This is a genomic window from uncultured Psychroserpens sp. (genome assembly GCF_947501425.1).
In the GTDB taxonomy this organism is placed as follows: domain Bacteria; phylum Bacteroidota; class Bacteroidia; order Flavobacteriales; family Flavobacteriaceae; genus Psychroserpens.
In genome coordinates this window covers 189,831-208,942 of record NZ_CANMVN010000010.1, presented here as the reverse complement: position 1 = coordinate 208,942, position 19,112 = coordinate 189,831, and the positions used below count along the sequence as shown (strand labels likewise).

The 19,112-nt window shown below is 33.0% G+C and carries 20 protein-coding genes and 1 tRNA gene; 16 read left to right on the top strand and 5 right to left on the bottom strand.

All coding sequences use genetic code 11. The annotated features are described in order from the left end of the window. Positions 1 to 2 precede the first annotated feature (2 nt). The 9 genes from Q0951_RS16040 to Q0951_RS16000 all read left to right on the top strand — a co-directional run bounded on the left by Q0951_RS16040 (position 3) and on the right by Q0951_RS16000 (position 7,871). Entirely contained in the window at positions 3 to 1,145 is a 1,143-nt protein-coding gene (locus tag Q0951_RS16040; RefSeq protein ID WP_299339058.1) for a serine hydrolase, read from the top strand. Positions 1,146 to 1,473: 328 nt separating this feature from the next. Further along, entirely contained in the window at positions 1,474 to 1,806 is a 333-nt protein-coding gene (gene trxA / locus Q0951_RS16035; RefSeq protein WP_299339145.1) for a thioredoxin, read from the top strand. 84 nt (positions 1,807 to 1,890) lie between these two features. After that, a complete protein-coding gene (locus Q0951_RS16030) occupies positions 1,891 to 2,436 on the top strand; it encodes a ClpP family protease (protein WP_299339055.1) in 546 nt (181 codons plus the stop codon). A 3-nt stretch (positions 2,437 to 2,439) separates the two neighbouring features. Then, positions 2,440 to 3,369, top strand: a complete 930-nt coding sequence (locus Q0951_RS16025) for a DUF58 domain-containing protein (RefSeq protein WP_299339052.1) — start codon at positions 2,440 to 2,442, stop codon at positions 3,367 to 3,369. Between the two features lie 75 nt (positions 3,370 to 3,444). Continuing rightward, positions 3,445 to 3,518: transfer RNA gene (locus Q0951_RS16020), tRNA-Asp, on the top strand. A gap of 251 nt (positions 3,519 to 3,769) precedes the next feature. Then, positions 3,770 to 4,531 (top strand): hypothetical protein, encoded by a 762-nt coding sequence (locus tag Q0951_RS16015; RefSeq protein ID WP_299339049.1) that lies wholly within the window; start codon positions 3,770 to 3,772, stop codon positions 4,529 to 4,531. A gap of 329 nt (positions 4,532 to 4,860) precedes the next feature. After that, entirely contained in the window at positions 4,861 to 5,034 is a 174-nt protein-coding gene (locus tag Q0951_RS16010; protein WP_299339047.1) for a hypothetical protein, read from the top strand. A gap of 130 nt (positions 5,035 to 5,164) precedes the next feature. After that, positions 5,165 to 7,198, top strand: a complete 2,034-nt coding sequence (locus Q0951_RS16005; RefSeq protein WP_299339044.1) for a tetratricopeptide repeat-containing sensor histidine kinase — start codon at positions 5,165 to 5,167, stop codon at positions 7,196 to 7,198. A gap of 4 nt (positions 7,199 to 7,202) precedes the next feature. Further along, positions 7,203 to 7,871, top strand: coding sequence for a response regulator (locus Q0951_RS16000; protein ID WP_299339041.1), 669 nt, complete (start codon positions 7,203 to 7,205; stop codon positions 7,869 to 7,871). Positions 7,872 to 8,120: 249 nt separating this feature from the next. On the opposite strand, the gene Q0951_RS15995 is transcribed toward Q0951_RS16000, so the two are convergent. After that, a complete protein-coding gene (locus tag Q0951_RS15995) occupies positions 8,121 to 8,618 on the bottom strand; it encodes a DUF456 domain-containing protein (protein ID WP_299339038.1) in 498 nt (165 codons plus the stop codon). Positions 8,619 to 8,781: 163 nt separating this feature from the next. On the opposite strand from Q0951_RS15995, the gene Q0951_RS15990 reads away from it, so the two are divergent. The 5 genes from Q0951_RS15990 to Q0951_RS15970 are packed head-to-tail and all read left to right on the top strand — an operon-like array spanning position 8,782 to position 14,032. Beyond that, a complete protein-coding gene (locus Q0951_RS15990; protein WP_299339035.1) occupies positions 8,782 to 9,666 on the top strand; it encodes a DUF4350 domain-containing protein in 885 nt (294 codons plus the stop codon). A gap of 12 nt (positions 9,667 to 9,678) precedes the next feature. Next, positions 9,679 to 10,041 (top strand): BlaI/MecI/CopY family transcriptional regulator, encoded by a 363-nt coding sequence (locus Q0951_RS15985; protein WP_299339033.1) that lies wholly within the window; start codon positions 9,679 to 9,681, stop codon positions 10,039 to 10,041. A 1-nt stretch (position 10,042) separates the two neighbouring features. Next, the gene (locus tag Q0951_RS15980) at positions 10,043 to 12,370 is read left to right on the top strand and encodes a M56 family metallopeptidase (RefSeq protein ID WP_299339031.1); all 2,328 of its coding nucleotides are present in this window, start codon (positions 10,043 to 10,045) and stop codon (positions 12,368 to 12,370) included. Next, a complete protein-coding gene (locus Q0951_RS15975; protein WP_299339029.1) occupies positions 12,370 to 13,506 on the top strand; it encodes a tetratricopeptide repeat protein in 1,137 nt (378 codons plus the stop codon). Before Q0951_RS15980 ends, Q0951_RS15975 begins: the two co-directional genes overlap by 1 nt. Positions 13,507 to 13,555: 49 nt before the next feature. Continuing rightward, positions 13,556 to 14,032: a hypothetical protein gene (locus tag Q0951_RS15970; RefSeq protein WP_299339026.1), complete on the top strand. Its 477-nt coding sequence runs from the start codon at positions 13,556 to 13,558 to the stop codon at positions 14,030 to 14,032. Here Q0951_RS15970 and Q0951_RS15965 read toward each other — a convergent pair. The 4 genes from Q0951_RS15965 to Q0951_RS15950 form a co-directional block, all read right to left on the bottom strand. Continuing rightward, positions 14,029 to 14,769 (bottom strand): Bax inhibitor-1/YccA family protein, encoded by a 741-nt coding sequence (locus tag Q0951_RS15965; protein ID WP_299339024.1) that lies wholly within the window; start codon positions 14,767 to 14,769, stop codon positions 14,029 to 14,031. The genes Q0951_RS15970 and Q0951_RS15965 overlap by 4 nt on opposite strands. After that, the gene (locus tag Q0951_RS15960; RefSeq protein WP_299339022.1) at positions 14,769 to 15,608 is read right to left on the bottom strand and encodes a hypothetical protein; all 840 of its coding nucleotides are present in this window, start codon (positions 15,606 to 15,608) and stop codon (positions 14,769 to 14,771) included. The genes Q0951_RS15965 and Q0951_RS15960 overlap by 1 nt, the downstream gene beginning before the upstream one ends. An 87-nt stretch (positions 15,609 to 15,695) precedes the next feature. After that, positions 15,696 to 16,823 carry a glycosyltransferase gene (locus tag Q0951_RS15955; protein ID WP_299339019.1) on the bottom strand — a complete coding sequence of 376 codons (1,128 nt, stop codon included), beginning with the start codon at positions 16,821 to 16,823 and terminating at the stop codon, positions 15,696 to 15,698. Continuing rightward, on the bottom strand, positions 16,823 to 17,698 hold the full coding sequence (locus Q0951_RS15950; RefSeq protein WP_367179770.1) for a lysylphosphatidylglycerol synthase domain-containing protein: 876 nt from the start codon (positions 17,696 to 17,698) through the stop codon (positions 16,823 to 16,825). Before Q0951_RS15950 ends, Q0951_RS15955 begins: the two co-directional genes overlap by 1 nt. A gap of 123 nt (positions 17,699 to 17,821) precedes the next feature. Between Q0951_RS15950 and Q0951_RS15945 the strand changes: the two genes are divergently transcribed. Together Q0951_RS15945 and ruvC are read left to right on the top strand one after the other, a co-directional pair. After that, a complete protein-coding gene (locus Q0951_RS15945) occupies positions 17,822 to 18,457 on the top strand; it encodes an outer membrane beta-barrel protein (RefSeq protein WP_299339015.1) in 636 nt (211 codons plus the stop codon). Next, positions 18,457 to 19,011, top strand: a complete 555-nt coding sequence (ruvC, locus tag Q0951_RS15940) for a crossover junction endodeoxyribonuclease RuvC (RefSeq protein WP_299339012.1) — start codon at positions 18,457 to 18,459, stop codon at positions 19,009 to 19,011. Before Q0951_RS15945 ends, ruvC begins: the two co-directional genes overlap by 1 nt. The last annotated feature ends 101 nt before the right edge of the window (positions 19,012 to 19,112 follow it).

Here is a 19,112-nt window from a genome sequence, read left to right as displayed (position 1 = left end):
TTATGAAACTTAAGTATACATTATTTGTCGCTAGTTTTATTTTATGCTTTCTGGGATGCAAGCAGAATAAGAAACGTAGTGTTAGAGGCATTGCTACTACTGAAAAGTTTCAAAATGTATTGGATTCCATTTATGCGCTACATAAAGATGCAGTAGGTGTTATGGTTCATATTGAGTCTCCTGAACAAAACATCTCTTGGAGTGGTGCCGCTGGCTTTTCTGAGAAAGATACTGGAACATCAGTAGAGGCAGATCAACCCGTTATTATTGCCAGCAATACTAAAACTTATGTTTCTGTAGCTATCTTAAGATTGGTTGAAAATGCGAAGTTAAAACTTGATGATCCTATAGCTAATCTTATCTCCAACAGAACAGATAGTTTGCTTACTGAAAACGGCTATAATACTAAGGAAATAACTATCAAATACTTGCTGTCACATACGAGTGGGATACGAGATTACGCAGGAACTGAAGTTTATTTTGATATGGTAAAGAATAATCCAAAACATCAATGGACTCGAGATGAACAGATTGAATTAGCGATGTCTATAGATGGACCATTAGGTGTTCCAAATTCAGTATTTGCTTATGCTGACACCAATTACTTATTACTTACTGAAATCATCGAAAGTGCAACAGGACAACCTTTTTATGAAGCAATAAGAATGCTTATTAATTACCAAGGCCTTGGATTGGAGTCTACCTGGTTTGTAACTCAAGAGCAGTATCCTGAAGGAACAAAGCTTTTAGTGCATCAGTATGTGAGTTCTATGGGTTTAGATAGTTATGAAATTGACCAATCCTTTGACTCATTTGGAGGCGGAGGCTTAGCTGCTACATCAAAAGACTTAGCTGTATTTTTACAAAGTGTGTTCAATGATAAAGTATTCAGAAACTCTGAGACAAAAGATCTTTTGTTTAGCAAGGCAAACCCAAAGGAACCCATGGAAGGTGAATATTACTTAGGGTTGTCGTCTATTGATATTAATGGTGTCAAAGGTTTTGGGCATGGTGGTTTCTGGGGAACAGCTGTTAATTATTTTCCTGAATTAAACACTACTATTACGGTATTTATCCTAGAAAGAGATAAAAGAGTATTGAGGCTTACAGTTAATGAAGCCTTAGTCAAATTGCTCAAAAAATAACCTCTCTCTTTTTGTATGCCTTATGAATTTTAACTCATGTAACAATTCATAAGACGATACAATAATACGTTAACTTACATTGCGCAAAGGATAGAGCATTTGTTGGAGCTCTCCTCCTTCATTTTTCGAATTTCTGAGGAAGCGACTTGCGAAAGCCTGATGCTACGTCACTTAAGTGACGTAGTGATGCGCCCATCTTTATTGTATATAATCCCTCAATGACCTTATAATCAAAACAAATACTGCCATTGTAAGGTTTGGCAAAATTTTTGACTAATTTTGTGTAATTATCTACAAAAAGGTAGATGACATAAAACAGAAGTTAAACATAGACAATATAATTATGGCATTAGAAATAACAGATGCAACATTTGAAGAAACAGTATTAAAAAGTGATAAACCTGTAATGGTTGATTTTTGGGCTGCTTGGTGTGGACCATGTAGAATGGTAGGACCAATTATTGATGAAATAAGTACAGAATACGATGGTAAAGCCGTTGTAGGAAAGGTAGATGTAGATGCAAATCAAGAGTTTGCTGCAAAATATGGTGTGCGTAACATTCCAACTGTTTTGGTATTCCAAAACGGAGAGGTTGTTGGTCGTCAGGTTGGTGTGGCTCCTAAAAATGCGTATACAGACGCTATCGATTCTTTATTATAGGATATAATCTAAAAGAAATGATAAAAGGTTTGCCATTGTGGTGAACCTTTTTTTATTTTTAGCTAAAATTAAGAGATAAACACTATGAGCAAGCAACCAAAAGCACAAGATGTAATAGATAATAAATTATTAGAAGATCGTAAAATATTTCTTTGGGGAATGGTAGATGATGACTCTGCTAAGCATGTTATTGACAGATTACTATATCTGGATGCTTTAGAAACAAAAGATATTCATCTATATATTAATAGTCCGGGAGGTTATGTAACTTCAGGATTTGCCATGTATGATTGTATCAAATCATTAAACAGTGATGTGTCTACAATTTGTACAGGATTGGCAGCATCTATGGGATCTATTTTACTATCGGTTGGAACCAAGGGAAAACGTTTCATCCAACCTCATGCCAGAGTGATGATTCATCAGCCTAGTGGTGGAGCTCGAGGCCAAGCGAGTGATATTGAAATTACTGCTCAGGAAATCATCAAAACCAAAGAACTAAGTGCTAAGATCTTAGCAGAAAACTGCGGACAAACTTTTGATAAGGTGATGAAAGATTTTAATCGTGACCATTGGATGGGAGCAGAAGAATCTAAAGCCTATGGTATTGTTGATGGTATTTTAGAATAGCCTATGAATTTACAAGCAGAACTCAATAAAGCCGGAGGTTTTAAAAATCTCGAACTTCTTGCCAAACAAGTGGTTGAGGGCTTTATTGCTGGGATGCATAAGAGTCCGTTTCATGGATTTTCGGCTGAATTTGCCGAGCATAAAATATATAATCAGGGCGAAAGTACGCGTCATATCGATTGGAAGCTTTACGCCAAAACGGATAAGCTGTATACGAAACGCTATGATGATGAAACCAATTTACGTTGTCATCTTATTGTAGATAATAGTAGTTCAATGCATTATCCTGAAATGAAAGATTTCAGTATTTCTAATCTCAATAAAATTGGTTTTTCGGCATTAGCTTCAGCAGCATTAATGACTATTTTAAAAAAGCAAAGAGATGCAGTTGGGCTTAGTATTTACAGCGATGCCTATGATTATTATTCGCCTGAAAAAGGAAGCGAACGCCATCATCAAATGCTTTTGGCCGAGTTAAGCAAAATGGTCACCTCAAAGCAAGTCAATAAACAAACTGAAACCTATACGTATCTGCATCAAATCGCTGAAAACATACACAGACGATCATTGATCTTCTTTTTTACAGATATGTTTCAAACAGCTACAGACGATGTCAAGTTATTTGAAGCGCTGAGGCATTTAAAATACAACAAACACGAAGTGGTATTGTTTCACGTGATAGACAAAGAAAAGGAGCTTAAGTTTGATTTTGATAATACACCAAAACGTTTTATTGATGTTGAGACCAATGAGTATATCAATTTATATCCTGATACCATAAAAGAGGGTTATGAGCAAGCTGTTGAAGACTACTTTAAAAGCATACGATTAAAGTGTGGTCAATATCAAATTAAGTACGTAGAGGCAGACATCAATGAGAACTTTGATAGGATCTTAACCACTTATATGGTAGAGCGCCAAAAATTTAAATAAAATTTTCTCAAAAATCTTCAGAAAATATTTGTGATATTAAAAATCGAATGTATATTTGCCCTCGCAATACGCAACGGTCTGGTAGTTCAGTTGGTTAGAATGTCGCCCTGTCACGGCGAAGGTCGCGGGTTCGAGTCCCGTCCAGACCGCTAAAATTGCTAAGGCTTCAAGAAATTGAAGCTTTTTTTTGCAATAAGATTAGTTGTGTTGTTCTCAGAGAAATCTGAGAGTTGTGAGAACCTCAATGTTGTTGAGTTCTTACCAATGAGAAGCTTTCCTTTCTTCTTTGTACTCCGAAGCTTTAGCGTAGGAGTGTAAATTGATCGGGATGCTTTTTTGTTTTAAACACTTTTTGATGACATTCCTAAATTCTTCAGATGTGATAAAAAATAATCATATCATGAAGACTTTTAAGTACATTATCCTTTTAGCCATTGTTTCATTCTTATTTGCATGTAGCAGTAATGACGATGGAACTAGCCAACAATTGAATCAATTTCAATCAGGCATCTGTCTTAATATTACAGGGCCAACTGCTGTCTATTGGGATGGCAGTCATAACCAACCAACACCATTGTCTCAAATTCCAACTATAGCCAATCCAGGTCAGCAGTTTATTCACTCACAATATCCTGCTTTAGGTTTTACAATGCCTCAAGGTTATATTGCTCAAGAAATTACAGATCAGCAAACAGGTACGATTGGCGTAAATGTATTTAGAACCGATAATAATGTGGTATGGCGCTACATTCCATCATCTCCAGCAATAGGTCAGATTTCTATATCAGATGTGGTTAATTTTGAGATTAATCAAATTAAGGCCTTTTACGGAGTAACAGAGCAAGGTAACATTATATGTGCCGAAGATTTTGTGTCTAATGAGTTTGGTTTTCCAACTAGTTTTTCGTCACGTTTAATTCGCTTCGGAAATTTTACAGCTCAATTAATTGTGCAGGCACATTTTATGCCGAGCTTAGGAAATACCTTTATTTCTGTAACTCTAGCTTCGGGACCAACAGCAGAGTTTGATAATCTGGTTATGGATACCTATTTACCATTGCATTGGCAATTGTTAGTGATATCTGATGATGTAAGAGACTCAGATCTTGATGGAACACCTGACAATCAAGACTCGGCACCTTTCAATCCTAATATTCAATAGCTTGACTTATCAACAAGTAATGAACAATTACAATTCGATTAAATGCATTTCAACGAAGATAAATAACATTTGGTCGGATATTTTTTTGTTTATATGATAAATTACACTATGTTTGAAGTCCTTCTTAAGCCCCTAAAATCACTTATCAAGGAAATCATATTAATCCATTCATGTTTAAATACCATTAGGTATTTGAATTTCCCTCAATTTTATAGACATAATTATGTCTTACAGTTAATAATCCATTCTTCCCTCGAATTGGCATTTTTAATGCTGTTTTATTGTTAACATAATTAAAATTGAATTTATAATCCCTAAAAACCAAAAACATGAAGACCCTAAAAATTACTCTACTACTTGCAGCAGTATTATTATTAACAGTATCTGGACAAAGCAGTGATACTGTTGTAGAAAATTCAGACGAGCAAAATTTCAAAACATACCAAAAAACAGATTTATTAGCACATACTAAGAAAGGACTTAAACTTCCGAAGAAAGTATAAGTTTCTGTAATCTCGAAATAAATTGTAATAAGCCTATATCTTATCTTAGATATAGGCTTATTTATTGTTATGCAAAATGTAATAAAATCAATAAAAAATTCTAACTTTGAGAATAGAATGAAATAATCCATTGAAGCATATATTTACTCAGTTTTTAGTTTTAATTGTTTTGTCATTTGCACTTAATGCAGAAGGACAAAACACTGAACTAGATTCTATAATGAAGCTAAGAGAGCTCTCTAATGATGCTTCGTTTGATATAGAAAGTAGATTATCTTACGCTTTAAAGGCAAGTGAGCTTTCAAAGACAACTGCCATTGATTCTACACTATTAAAAAGCAATCGCAACCTATCTTATTTTTATCTTATTACAGGCAACTATGATTCATTTGGATCTATAAGTTTAGATAATCTTGAATTAGCATTGAAGCTCCAGGATTCTACTGCAATTTCAACAATGTACAATAACCTAGGTTGGTATTATTATGAAATAGAAGGTGATAATATAAAATCATATGATTATTACCTCAGTGCACTCAACTACTATGACGCTTTAAATGATCAAAGGGAAAAAGCTGTTGTTCTAACAGGAATAGCAACGATTCAGGATGATGAAAAAGATTATTTGGGAAGTGAACAAAATGCTATTGAAGCGCTTAAAATCTTAAATAACCTAAAAGATAGTGGAGATAATTCCGTTGTTGAAGATCAATACATTTGTCTTAATCTCTTAGGAATTGTATCTCTCAAGCTTGAAAATTTTGATGAATCTATAAAATACCATGAGCAAGCTTTTGAGCTTACTAAATATCTGGATAACAGAGATTACTTAAGACTACAGTCTGAGAATAATTTGGCTATAGCTCATCGATCTAAAGGTGATTTGGAAAAATCTTTGGAGATTTATGAAGATATTTTAAATGATGAAGAAACGCTTAACTTAGATCCATCATTTTACTCATTGGTTATTGTCAATAAAACCTTCACACAATTTTTAGTTGGAGACTATAATTATGATGAATTGGAGCGTGAATTTAATAGAGCTCTTAAAATAGCTGATAGTATTGATGATCAATATTCTAAACTTTCTGCATCAATAGACTTAGCAAAGTTTTACAAGGCTAATAATAAAAATGAATTGGCTAAGAAATTTGCTCAGGACAGCTACAATATTTCAAAGGAGATCCCTATAAATGATTTGTATCTGGAATCGATGTTGCTATTGTCTAAACTCACTCAAGGTGAAGAAAGTAAAAAATATCTGGAAGATCATATAAAACTCAGTGATAGCTTACTAAATGTAGAAAGAGCGGTTAGAAACAAATTTGCACGTATCATGTATGGTACTGATCAAGTGGAGGAAGAGAATCAACGTATGTCTCAACAGCTTATATGGCTATTGGCAATTTCCGGAGCCTTATTAGTTACATTGTTTTTATTGTACATTATAATTACTCAGCGAGCCCGAAATAAAGAATTGAAATTTGAACAAGATCAACAAAAAGCCAACGAGGAGATTTATAATTTGATGTTATCGCAACAAGATAAAGTTGATGAAGCTCGAGCCAATGAGAAAAAGCGAATTTCAGAAGAACTACACGATGGCATACTGGGACGACTTTTTGGAACCAGATTGAGTTTGGATAGTTTAAATTTTTCCGAAGGAAAAGAAGCTGTACAAAACAGATCAACGTACATTAAAGAACTCATGACCATTGAAAATGATATCAGAAAGATTTCTCATGATTTAAATACCGATTTTGTCTCTGGATCTGGATTCATGGATATTGTTACTGAACTTATTGAAAAGCAAACTAATGCTTATAGACTGGAATCTTCTTTTGACTATACTGATGATATCAATTGGGAATTTGTACCTAATAAAACTAAAATCAATATTTATAGAATTATACAAGAATCACTTCAAAATATTTACAAACATGCTAATGCAAACACTGTAAAAATTAGTATTCAATTAAAAAATAATGTAATTTGCTTATCAATAATAGACGATGGAGATGGGTTTGATGTCAATAAAAGTAAAAAGGGTATTGGCCTCAAAAATATAAACTCTAGAGTTAATGAGGTTGAAGGGAAAGCCGAATTTAATTCTATTATTAAAAAAGGGACCGAGGTTAGTATTACTATACCTTACAAAAATTAATATAATGCAGAATATACATATTTTAATGGTTGATGATCATCCAATCATTATTGAGGGGTATCAAAATACATTGATGGCTACAAAAAAGGACAATCAAACCTTGATAATTGATACTGCTAATACTTGTGATGCTGCTAATCTTTTAATGCAAAAAGCAGCAAAAGAACGACCTTACGATGTATGCTTTTTTGACATTAGTTTACCAGCTTCTTCAGATGGTAAAATTACTTCAGGTGAAGATTTGGCCAAGATATCGCGTAATATTATGCCTGATGCTAAAGTCATCATACTAACAATGTTTAATGAGTCTTATAGAATTCATAGTATTGTTAAAGAGATAAATCCTGATGGGTTTTTGATTAAAAGTGATCTTACCTCGAGTGAATTGGCTGAGGCATTTCACCACATTCTAATCGATCCACCTTATTACAGTAGCACAGTGAGTAATTTTCTTAATAAATCTGTAGTTAATGAAATCTATGTGGATGAGATTAATAGAAAAATTCTACATTTATTATCCCAAGGCATCAAAACAAGAAGTTTGACAGAATACATAGATTTATCTATGAGCGCTATTGAAAAGCGAAAAAAACAACTCAAAATTTTGTTTTCAATTAACGACGGAAAAGACGAATCTTTGATAATTGAGGCTCGTAAAAAAGGATTTCTTTAAAAAATACTGTTAAAATTACGGTTTTTTGTGTTTTCAACTGTTTCTGTAGCCCTCGTCAATACTACAAAGTACGGTTTTTCCGCATCAAGTTTACGGTTTTTCCGTAACAAAAAGTTATTAACAATAGATATATTTGAAGTGTCAACAAAATTAATTAATCCCTCTAAGTAATTTGTTGAATTAATAGCAAAGAAATAAACCTAATACTCCTCAACAGTATTAGGTTTTTCTTTTTAAGATGCTCTTATGTCAAAATAAGACAGCTTTGTACTCAAAAAACTTCACAATAAAAAAGCCAAGAAATACCATAGCAACTATAAACTTAATAAATGTAGAGGCTATAAATCCCAGAAAGGATCCAAAGGCTGCCTTTAAGGCTTTATCAAATTCGGTTTTATTTAATAATTCTCCAATTAGGGCTCCAAAGAAAGGGCCAATAATAATACCTCCAGGAATAGGAGAGAGCAAACCAACAATAAGTCCAACAGATGTACCTATCATGCCTGCTTTTGTGCCACCAAAGCGCTTAGTACCCATAGCTGGTATAATATAGTCCAGTATCCAAATACCTAGAGCGAAGACAAATGTGATGATTAAAAAGGTCCAGTTCATTGGAACAACATCCGCCAAATGAAAGATTAATAACCCAACCCAACTGGTTAAAGGTCCTGGAAGTACAGGGAGAAAACTGCCAATTATTCCAAGTATCATAAAAAATGCAGCTAAAATAACTAAAAATATATCCATTAAATAGGTTTAAAATTCTATAAATAAGACGTGAAAATATATAAAATGTTACATTTTTAAACTAAAAAATTAGTTCAAACTAAATTTTTAGTTATATTTGAATTGTTAATAGTTGCATATTATGTTTTTAAAAAGTGTCAAATACCTAATTATAAGCTTAGTTATGAGCTGTTTGTGTACTGTAACAGCACAACAAATGGCAGATACATCTTTAGTGACCAAGCTTAGTAATCCTTATCATAAATTTAAAAAAGGACCAAAGGTATTTATAGATGAGACTCATGATAACTTTCACACCAAAGCTGGTCGTTTTAAACCCTTTAGTGAGCTCTTAACACAGGATGGATATCAGGTGAAGCCTATGCTCAATTTTGATGATTTGAGCGCAACAGATATTCTCGTAATTTCAAATGCGATACATTCCAAAAATGTTGGAAACTGGATGCAACCCATTTATAGTGCGTTTAGTACAGAAGAGATAAAGGCTATAAAAAAATGGGTGAGCAATGGTGGGCGATTATTCATCATTGCTGATCACATGCCGTTTTCTGGAGCAACTAATGCTTTGGCTGAGAGTTTCGGATTTGAATTTTGCGACGGATTTGCTCAATTGTCACAGCCAAGACGCGAGCCAGATGTGTTTTCAGAAGAAAATAAAAGACTCATCAGTTCTCCACTTACTGATGGCACTTTTGGAACAGCTCTGAATAGTGTCACCACATTTACGGGCTCTTCATTTCAAATGCCGTCAGAAGCTACAGGAGTTTTAAAATTCCTCAAAGGTGATACATGTTTACAACCCGAAATTGCGTGGCAATTTGATGATGATACTAAGGTCAAAGATTTAGAAGATAGCTATCAAGGCGCTATTATGAATTTTGGAAAAGGAAAATTAGCCGTTTTTGGTGAAGCAGCTCAGTTTACTGCTCAGGTTGTAACTAATAATAATGGCACATTCCGATTCGGATTTAATTCTGAACATGCGCCCAATAATATAGATTTTTTAAGAAACCTAATGCTTTGGTTAAGCGCCAAAGACGCAAAATAATAATCAGAACTAATGAAACAACTAACAAAAGCTGAAGAAGAGATCATGCAAATCTTATGGCAATTGGATAAAGGAAATGTCAAAGACATTATTGAGCTACTTCCAGACCCTAAACCAGCATATAACACCGTATCAACAATTGTTAGAATTCTTGAGAATAAAGGGTTTGTAGACTATGAGAAACAGGGAAAAGGTCATACGTATTTTCCTTTGGTCAAAAAACAAGATTATAGTAATCAGTCCATAAACAATCTGGTTGATAATTATTTCCAGGGCTCTTTTAAAAGTATGGTGTCATTTTTTGTCAAAAAGAATGATGTGGATTTAAAAGATATGGAGGCTATTCTAAAAGACATTAATAAAACAAATAATTAGTATGTTACATTATATCTTACAAGTTATAGCGTTTCAGTTAGTGTTTCTAATCATCTATGATGCTTTTCTCAGAACGGAGACTTTTTTTAATGCAAACAGAGCCTATTTGTTAATAACAGCAGTATTTTCTGTCGTTCTTCCTTTTATTAAGATTGAGCAGATAAAAACAGTTGTAGCCGAAGATTTTGTCATTAGACTTCCTGAAGTTATTATTGGTAATACTACAGAAACTATAGCCTCGATAGATCCTCAAATAGCGATGCAAGCTGGAATAAATTTAGAACCTGAACCTGTATCTATTTGGACTATCATTCTCGTATCAGGAATGTGTTTGGCAACACTACTTTTGCTCTTTAAAATTTCAAAATTGCTATGGATAGCTCATAAATATCCTAAACGTTGGAAAGGAAATCTATTGATTATTGAGTTATTAAACAGTACCAAGGCGTTTTCATTTTTCCATTACATTTTTTTAGGTGGAAATTTAAAATCAGAGGAGCGGACTTCAATACTGGAGCATGAAATGATTCATGTGAAACAAAAACATACGTTAGACTTATTATTTTTTGAGGTCTTTCGAATTGTATTCTGGTTCAATCCATTGATATACATGTACCAAAATAGAATAGCAACATTACACGAATATATCGCAGACGCTAAAGCTGTAAAGCAAAATAATAAAACAGATTATTACAATAATTTACTGTCACAAGTTTTTGAAACTGAGCAGTTTTCATTTGTAAATCCATTTTTTAAACATTCATTAATCAAAAAACGAATTCTTATGTTAAGCAAGTCAAAATCAAAGCAAATCCATATGCTAAAATATGCATTGTTGATTCCAATGGTGTTCACGATGCTTATTTATACATCATCTTATGCCCAAGAAAAACAAATCACTTCAACTTCGGAAACAGTAAACCAAAATTCTCAGGAGCTATCTGATGAAGCTTTATTCAATAAATACTACAATGAAATTATTGAACTAGATAACAATAGAGTTGAATTTGATAATATCTATAATTCCTATAAAGCTAATATTGATAAATACATTTTAATAAGAGAAGATTATTATAAAAATGCTGCTCTGTTCAAATTCATTTTTAGTAAAAGAGCAATTCAATTAGAAGAAGACAGTCAGCTCGATGAAATAGATAGAGAGCTTATGGAGCGTTTTTCTAAATTTAAACCTTATCTGGAGTACTTAGAATACAAAAAAACTGATAAAGCTAAATTAAAATGGGAGAATAATGCCAAAGCTGGTCAGTTAAGAATGGTTTTCAATGATACAGGAAACTGGACAGACCAAGAAGAAAAAGAGTTTAAAGAAAAGCTAGATTTAATTGAAAAAGACAATGCATACAAAGAGCTATTAACCACTTCTGTAAATGGAAGAAGTACAATGAAAGTTCATGATGTGAAATCTAATAATACAACAGCCAGCTCTAATGAAGAAACCAAGATTATTGATACCAATGTTGAAATTCCGTTTTCAACGGTTGATGAGGTTCCTATCTTTTCATTTTGTGAAGATCTAACTACTGAAGAAGAACGCCGAACATGTGTTAGTAAAGCTATTGCTACTCATGTTAACAAAAAGTTCAATACCAAATTAGCAGAGCAGCTAGGTTTAGTTGGTAGGCAACGTATCAATGTCATCTTCAAGATCGATAAAAATGGTTATGTGACTGGAGCTAAATCACGAGCTCCTCACCCTGAACTAGAGAAAGAAGCTGTAAGAGTGATTAATACGTTGCCTCGTTTTATTGCTGGTAAACAAAAAGGTGTACCAGTAACAGTCCCTTACAGTTTGCCTATTATTTTTCAAGTACAAGGAAAAACAAATCAGTTCAAAGCTCTTGAAGACAGCAAGACAAAAAAAGGAAAAGAAGCGACTTTAAAAGAGGTACTCAAGACTTCAGTGAATAGTCAAATGCAAACTAAAGAAATACCGTTTATGCGAGTTGATGAGGTCCCTATGTATGAATCCTGTGTTGGCTTGACATCCCAAAAAGATAAAAAGGCATGTGTTAGTAAAGAAATATCAAAATTTGTGAATAAAAACTTTAATCTAAATCTGGCAAGTGAGCTTAAAATAGTTGGACGACAAAACATTTCTGTGATTTTTAAGATTGATGAATTGGGATATGTTAAATATGTAAAAGCAAGAGCGTCACATCCCGATCTCGAAAAAGAAGCGATAAGAGTCATTAAGGCATTACCAAAGCTTATTCCAGGAAAACACGAAGGTAAACCTGTTACAGTGCTTTACAGTTTACCAATTACCTTTCAAATAGCTTCAGATACAAACAAAGACAAGAAAAATTAATGCGAATATTTTTTAGCCTCATCATCTTATTTACACTAACAAAAACCGAAGCTCAGTCTTCGGTTTTAAATCGTGCTGACAGTTTATATATTAATGGTAATTATACTAAAGCTATTGAGGCTTACAAAGCTTATGACAATCCGTTGAAAGTTTACAATAAAATAGCGAAATCATATGTTGCTATCGGTAACTATGACCTGGCTTTAGAGAATTATAAATTAAGTATTGAGTCAGATCCTAAAGATGCGTTAACGCTATACGAATATGCGAAATTACTCTCTAAGACCAAAAAGTTTAAGGAGTCTATTGAGGTATTCAACGCCTTAATGAATATTGATTACCGCAACCCTAATTATCATTACGAAATGGGCTTAGCCTTGGAGCGTATGAAAGATTCTACGGCTATTAATAGGTTTAAATCTGCCTATGACCTTGATAAGACACATCAAAAAGCCATTTATAAACTTGCCAAGGATTATTTAAAAAGAGGACGGCATTCCTTGGTAGATAAATATACAGATATTGGTTTTGAAACTTATAAAAATAATGTTGAGCTCATAAGTTTAAGAGCCCAGAGTTATTACTTCAGGGAATATTATACCAAAGCTCAACAATGGTTTGAAAAATTGATTAAACTTGGCGAAAGTTCAGAATTCATACATGAAAAACTGAGTATGTGTTACGCTCAAAATTATGAGTATGAACTTGCTATAGAACAACGATTGAAGGTCTTAAAATACAATCCGTTTGACACCAATTCAATGCTGGTTATTGGTAAGTATTATGAGAATTTAAAAGACTATACAAACGCTGAGAAGTATATCAGACAAGCGTTAAAACTACAGGATGTTCCATTAGATTTTGAATATCAGAGATTGGGTGTTGTTTTGAACAGACAGGATAAACATAAGGAGGCAATAATTGCTTTTGAGCGATCACTTAAGGAAAACCCTGAAAATTTAAGCTCTGCGTTTTACATTGTTACCACAAAAGATAAGTACTACTCAGATACTGATGCTAAGATTAAACTCTATCAGAATTTTATAAAGTCTTATCCTGAGAGTTATTATTTACGTTTTGCTGAACAACGCATCAAGGAACTTAAAGAAGAGCAATTTTTAAAGGAAAAACAGTAACTTACTTTATATCTAAAAAAATTGTACTTTTCGGTTTCAGTATGTATCCATGAAACGTTTATTTTTTTTTCTGGTAATCTTTAACCTGTTGTCTTGCGATTATTTCGATAAGAAAAAGGTTTATACAGAAGATATACTTGAAGAAGAACTTCAAACATTCAACTGGAAGGATGTTGATGAGTATCCGGTTTTTGAATCTTGCGATAGCACATCAGGAAAAGAAAATAAAAAAGTGTGTTTTGAAAACACACTGCGAAATATCCTTAATAAAAATCTGGCTAAGCATCAGATTATTGTTTCCGAAGACATCAATGATACCGTAAAACTCTATATCACAATTGATAATAAAGGAGACTTCGTTATCAATGATATCATAAGCTCAGAACTAACTAAAGCACAAATTCCTGAATTAGATAGTTTGCTAAGACATAGTTTAGACTCTTTACCAAAAATTTATCCTGCAATTAAAAGAAGTCAGTATGTAACTAGTAAGTTTATGTTGCCAGTAGTTATAAAGATCGATTAGAATCGTATGGCTAATTTTTGCATAATTCTTAGAGTTTCAACATACAACCAGATAAGTGTTGCTAAAAGGCCCCAAGTTGCGAGCCACTCTTTCCATTTAGGTACGCGGTTTTTGAAGCGTTCAATATAATCAAAGTCTAAAAGAAGTGAGAACGAAGCTACAATAGCAGCAATACAATTAAATGCGATTGCAAACCATGAATTCCCCCAAATATATGGTTTGATACCAAAGAAACTTAATATCCAAGAGATCAAATAGACCACCATAATGCTTATGACTGAGCTAATGATGACACTTCTCAATTTCTTAGTTACAATGATGATACGTGTTTGGTAGAGTATCAACATGACAAAAAAGGTAACTATTGTTACACCAATAGCTTGATAGGGAAGTTCTGGAAAGTGTTTGTGTGCATATGCCGAAAAACCTCCAAGGAAAAGCCCTTTAGCTATTGTATATAAAGGCACTAAAATAGGAGCCCAATGGTGTCTGACAGAAATTACAATACTAATAATTATAGCTGCCAACATGCCTCCAAGAGTAAACCATCTCACAGACATTCCTTGCTCATTAAGTTTCCAAATGTAAGCTGTAATTCCAGCAATAATTAAAATGCAAAAGATAGATTTAAAGAAGATGCCAGTAACTGACATTTTCTTAGCAGAGGTTTTCTTATCATCCCAGAAATAACCTGAGAATACGGGATTATTAGTTTTATAATTTGAGAGCCTACCCACTATAAATTAAACTTGTAACCTATTGAAAAATCTTGAGAAAAATTACCTTGATTATCTAGTAATAGCGCAAATAATTCATTGTAAGCTAAGGTGATAAAACTATTTTTGGTGACTCGAATATCTGCGCCTATTCCAAAAATAAAAGGCACATCAAAAGCTGTTTCGTTGAATTCTTCGGTAGTTAATGTGCCGTCATTATCAGTCACAACAACTACATTAGAAAAGTTTACTGTGGCAAATTTTACATGTCCGTAGAGACTAATTTTTTCTTTATTAATAAATCTAAAGCGATACCCAAGTGCTAATTCTGTTGTTGAATATTGTAGTTCATCCTGTTCTAAGACATGTTTTAATTGCAAAAACACGGCATGTCTAGAAATTAGATTAACATCAAGTACTTCAAGTTCAGCACCAAAAAGCGGAGTCGTTAAATTATCTGGATTAGAAATAAATGGACTATTTGTAATACCACCAAAGGCTCCAAGTCTGAACAGTAGTTTATTTCTTGTAGCTGTAGATTGATAGGCTGTATCTACACTTCCATTGTAAGTGTCTATAAATTCTTTTAAACTGAAAAGTGTGAGATTCAAGCGCTTGGTTGACATAGATTCATCAGTCAATTCAGTAAGTAGTGTTTTGTATTCTTCTTGAAACTTGCCATCCTTTTTAGTGTTTTTAAGTTCAATAATTCTGTTACTCTCAGTTCTAACAAAATAGCGATAGTTCCCATCAATGATATTCCAAAGTAGATCTAGTTTTCCATCAACTTCATTTTTCAAAACCAGCTGTTCCCCATCAACCGTATAGGTTTCTTGGGCTTCTAAAAATGAAATACTCATCAGCAGGCATATCAAACAGATAAATTTTTGCATCACGATTATAGGTTATGGTTCTGGTAAATCTAACAAAAATAAATGATAATAGCACTATTTTTTATAGGCTCTATCTTTCCATTTATACCCTTTAAATACAGATATGAAAACTATATAAACACAAAAAAATGGATATAATAAACTTGATAGCAGGTAAGAGGGTAAAAACTGCTCCTGACCAAAGAATCGAGCAGTTTTAAATAGTAGCAAAAAGTCAATTAAAAGTTTAATAATAACAGTATATACTAGTGCTTTTAAAGTTATTATTTGTGTAAAATATAAAAGCGGCAGACTTACTAAAAGCGCATTGGCTAATAGCACTATGAATCCAGTAAGTTTTCCAATAATATTACCATAACTAGATGTTTTTGCAGCCCATCTTATGCGTTGCTCCATCAATGCTTTAAAGTTGGTTTGCGGATTTGTAGTCACAATAATTTGATTACTTTTTATATAATGTACACTGTTTTTGTCAGCTTTTACAGCTTTTTCTAATAAAAAAATATCATCACCACTCGCAATATCAGAGTTACCATTAAACCCGTTTAGCGTTTCAAATAACATTTTTTGGTAACATAAGTTTGCTCCGTTACATAGGAAAGGTCGTTTTATTCCAAAGCCACCAATAGTTGCTCCTTGCAAACTCAAAATGTCTAATAATTGAAAGCGCTCAAAAAAAGAATGCGTCTTTTCAAAAGTAACAGGTGCTGCTACTAATTTCACATTGTGATTTTGAAGGTAGTTATCAAAGGTGTCTAACCAGTATTTTGGTAATTTACAGTCTGCGTCTGTAGTAATCACCCATTCATATTTTGCATGTTTTATCCCAGTAGTTATGGCATCTTTTTTGGGAGAGGCTGTACGCCTTACATTATTTAAAACTGAAATATCAATCGTATTTAAACGAAAGGGTTTTGCATTAATCTTTTCGATAGAATCATCATCAGAATCATCATCAACAAAAATAATTTCAAACATTGATTTAGGGTAGTTAAGATCTGAAATAGATTTTAAGAGGACATCTAAATTTTTAGATTCATTTCTAAATGGAATTATAATGGAGAATTTAGTTTCAGCTGAAATGTCCTCTAATTTGAATTCTTCTACTTTATCAAAGCCATAGATCAAACTTCCAATTAAACAGAGGTACATAACTGATATAATAAATATGATTGTAAGCATTAGTGATCTGTGATTTTTTGAAAGTTGAAATTAAGCACATAATAACTCCCAAAAATACTAGGAAGTACAAAATTGAGTAACCACATAATGGTGACAATACTAAGTGCTGTAAATTCATTAACGCCAACTATAGAAAATAAATATACTGCAACACTGCCTTTTATAACAACATCAAAAATAAATATTGAAGGAATGATTGAGGCTAACAAATACATACTGGTAATGACAATCATAGCATTAAAATAAGTCACATCAACACCAAAAATTTGAAGTAAAAAATAGAACTGAAAAGAAAAAATCAAATAGCGACCAATCGAAAGACCAAACGCTGTGACTTGTGTTGACTTTGGAAGGTTATTGATAAAGGTCTTTAATTTTTCGATTGAGAACCCTTTAATTTTGAATTTGTTTTGTTTTAGACCAAAAAGTGTAAATATACCTACCACAACTATAAGTACTAAAAATCGTGATACTTTATAATAGTTGATATTTAGGTCATATTTGGAGTGCATGAGCCATAATCCTATAATTCCTAAAAGTACTGTGACTGCCATTTGCATCATGTTACTCAATAAATTTAGAAGCATGATCTGTTTTCTTTTTGTAGCCCGGAAGTAAATAGCCTTGGCACCATATTCACCAATTCGGTTGGGTGTAAAAAGAGAGGCAGTTAAAGCACCTAAACTTTGTTCCAATGCATTCTTCAATGATATATCTTCAACGTAGTTTACTAGCGTCTTCCATTTTAAAATTTCAAAAAACCAGTTAAAAGTCGTTAGAAATAGTAAAAAAATGATGTTTTTTGATGAAAACACATTGTTTTTATTCAAAAACCCCAAAAACTCATGTAAGTCCAGATCCTCATTTGTCGTCAATTTTTTATAGATAAAATAAAAAGCCCCAATGACAATACTCAATTTAATAAGTACAAAAAAGAATTGTTTAGTTTTGTAAGTAAGACCACCATAGTACATGGTGCAAAATAATCAATTAATAATATGACCTCAAATTATCGACTTCAAAAATTAGGTGTTTTAATTATTGCTATTATGTCTTGCGTAACTTTGTATGCACAAAAGGATACCAATAAAATTAAAGCACAGATTGCCTTAGGAGTTAATAGTCCGTCTCAATCTGGTTTTGTTACTGGTTTTGAAAGTAAATCACTTAATTTTCCAACAGTAAATTTAGGCGTACAGTATATGTTTAAACGCCAATTGGGAGCGAAGTTAGATTTTGGATTTAATAGGTTTTCAAATGGAGATAATTCTTTAGAATTCAAAACCAACTATACCAGAGTCAATGCGCAATTGGTGTTTGATCCAACAGAATCTTTAGGATTTTTGCCTCAACGCATCGGAATTGTAACACATGCAGGTCCTGGATATTCATTTGTAAAGCCACTAGGTAACTATGGAACCAACAACATATCATTTTTAAATGTCATGGCAGGATTAGAAATTCACTATGCATTAACACAACGCATGTCAATCTATGCCGATACGTCTTATATTTTGGGCTTTGGAAAAGATTTTGAACCAGAAACAGAAGGATTTGGTTCGTTTAATGGAAGCCTACTAACGATCACTTTTGGAGTTTCATTCTCAATTAGTGGCTGTCAATACTGCGATTAATGAGCACTGAAAAAATCATACTAGGTATAGATCCGGGAACGACCATTATGGGTTTCGGACTCATAAAAATTGTGAATAAAAAGATGTCCTTTCTTCAGCTTAATGAATTAGACCTTAAAAAATACTCTGATCATTATCTCAAACTAAAGCTCATATTTGAACGTACAGTTGAGCTTATTGATACTCACCATCCAGATGAAATTGCCATTGAAGCCCCTTTCTTCGGAAAAAATGTACAAAGTATGCTTAAACTTGGCAGAGCTCAGGGTGTTGCTATGGCTGCTGGTTTATCCAGAGAAGTCCCAATTACTGAATATTCACCAAAAAAGATCAAGATGGCTATTACAGGAAATGGTAATGCTAGTAAAGAACAAGTTGCAAAAATGTTGCAAAGCCTGTTAGATCTTAAGACTTTACCAAAGAACCTTGATGCTACTGACGGACTTGCTGCTGCAGTTTGTCATTTTTACAATCAAGGTCGTATAGACATTGGTAAAAGCTATTCGGGTTGGGGCGCTTTTGTAAAACATAATGAGGATAGAATAAAAAAGTAGTTTATATGTTATCTTGTAAAAATGTAGAGTCGTGGAGTTATTAAACCGCAATTTACACAGAATCTAATGTATTTAAGTACACTTTTTTTTGACCTAAACAC

Excerpts from the sequence above, each read along its gene's own strand:
- Q0951_RS16040 (WP_299339058.1), top strand. The coding sequence starts at position 3 with ATGAAACTTAAGTATACATTATTTGTCGCTAGTTTTATTTTATGCTTT.
- Q0951_RS16030 (WP_299339055.1), top strand. The coding sequence starts at position 1,891 with ATGAGCAAGCAACCAAAAGCACAAGATGTAATAGATAATAAATTATTA.
- Q0951_RS16025 (WP_299339052.1), top strand. The coding sequence starts at position 2,440 with ATGAATTTACAAGCAGAACTCAATAAAGCCGGAGGTTTTAAAAATCTC.
- Q0951_RS16015 (WP_299339049.1), top strand. The coding sequence starts at position 3,770 with ATGAAGACTTTTAAGTACATTATCCTTTTAGCCATTGTTTCATTCTTA.
- Q0951_RS16010 (WP_299339047.1), top strand. The coding sequence starts at position 4,861 with ATGAAGACCCTAAAAATTACTCTACTACTTGCAGCAGTATTATTATTA.
- Q0951_RS16000 (WP_299339041.1), top strand. The coding sequence starts at position 7,203 with ATGCAGAATATACATATTTTAATGGTTGATGATCATCCAATCATTATT.
- Q0951_RS15995 (WP_299339038.1), bottom strand. The coding sequence starts at position 8,618 with ATGGATATATTTTTAGTTATTTTAGCTGCATTTTTTATGATACTTGGA.
- Q0951_RS15990 (WP_299339035.1), top strand. The coding sequence starts at position 8,782 with ATGAGCTGTTTGTGTACTGTAACAGCACAACAAATGGCAGATACATCT.
- Q0951_RS15985 (WP_299339033.1), top strand. The coding sequence starts at position 9,679 with ATGAAACAACTAACAAAAGCTGAAGAAGAGATCATGCAAATCTTATGG.
- Q0951_RS15980 (WP_299339031.1), top strand. The coding sequence starts at position 10,043 with ATGTTACATTATATCTTACAAGTTATAGCGTTTCAGTTAGTGTTTCTA.
- Q0951_RS15975 (WP_299339029.1), top strand. The coding sequence starts at position 12,370 with ATGCGAATATTTTTTAGCCTCATCATCTTATTTACACTAACAAAAACC.
- Q0951_RS15970 (WP_299339026.1), top strand. The coding sequence starts at position 13,556 with ATGAAACGTTTATTTTTTTTTCTGGTAATCTTTAACCTGTTGTCTTGC.
- Q0951_RS15960 (WP_299339022.1), bottom strand. The coding sequence starts at position 15,608 with ATGAGTATTTCATTTTTAGAAGCCCAAGAAACCTATACGGTTGATGGG.
- Q0951_RS15955 (WP_299339019.1), bottom strand. The coding sequence starts at position 16,823 with ATGCTTACAATCATATTTATTATATCAGTTATGTACCTCTGTTTAATT.
- Q0951_RS15945 (WP_299339015.1), top strand. The coding sequence starts at position 17,822 with ATGACCTCAAATTATCGACTTCAAAAATTAGGTGTTTTAATTATTGCT.
- ruvC (WP_299339012.1), top strand. The coding sequence starts at position 18,457 with ATGAGCACTGAAAAAATCATACTAGGTATAGATCCGGGAACGACCATT.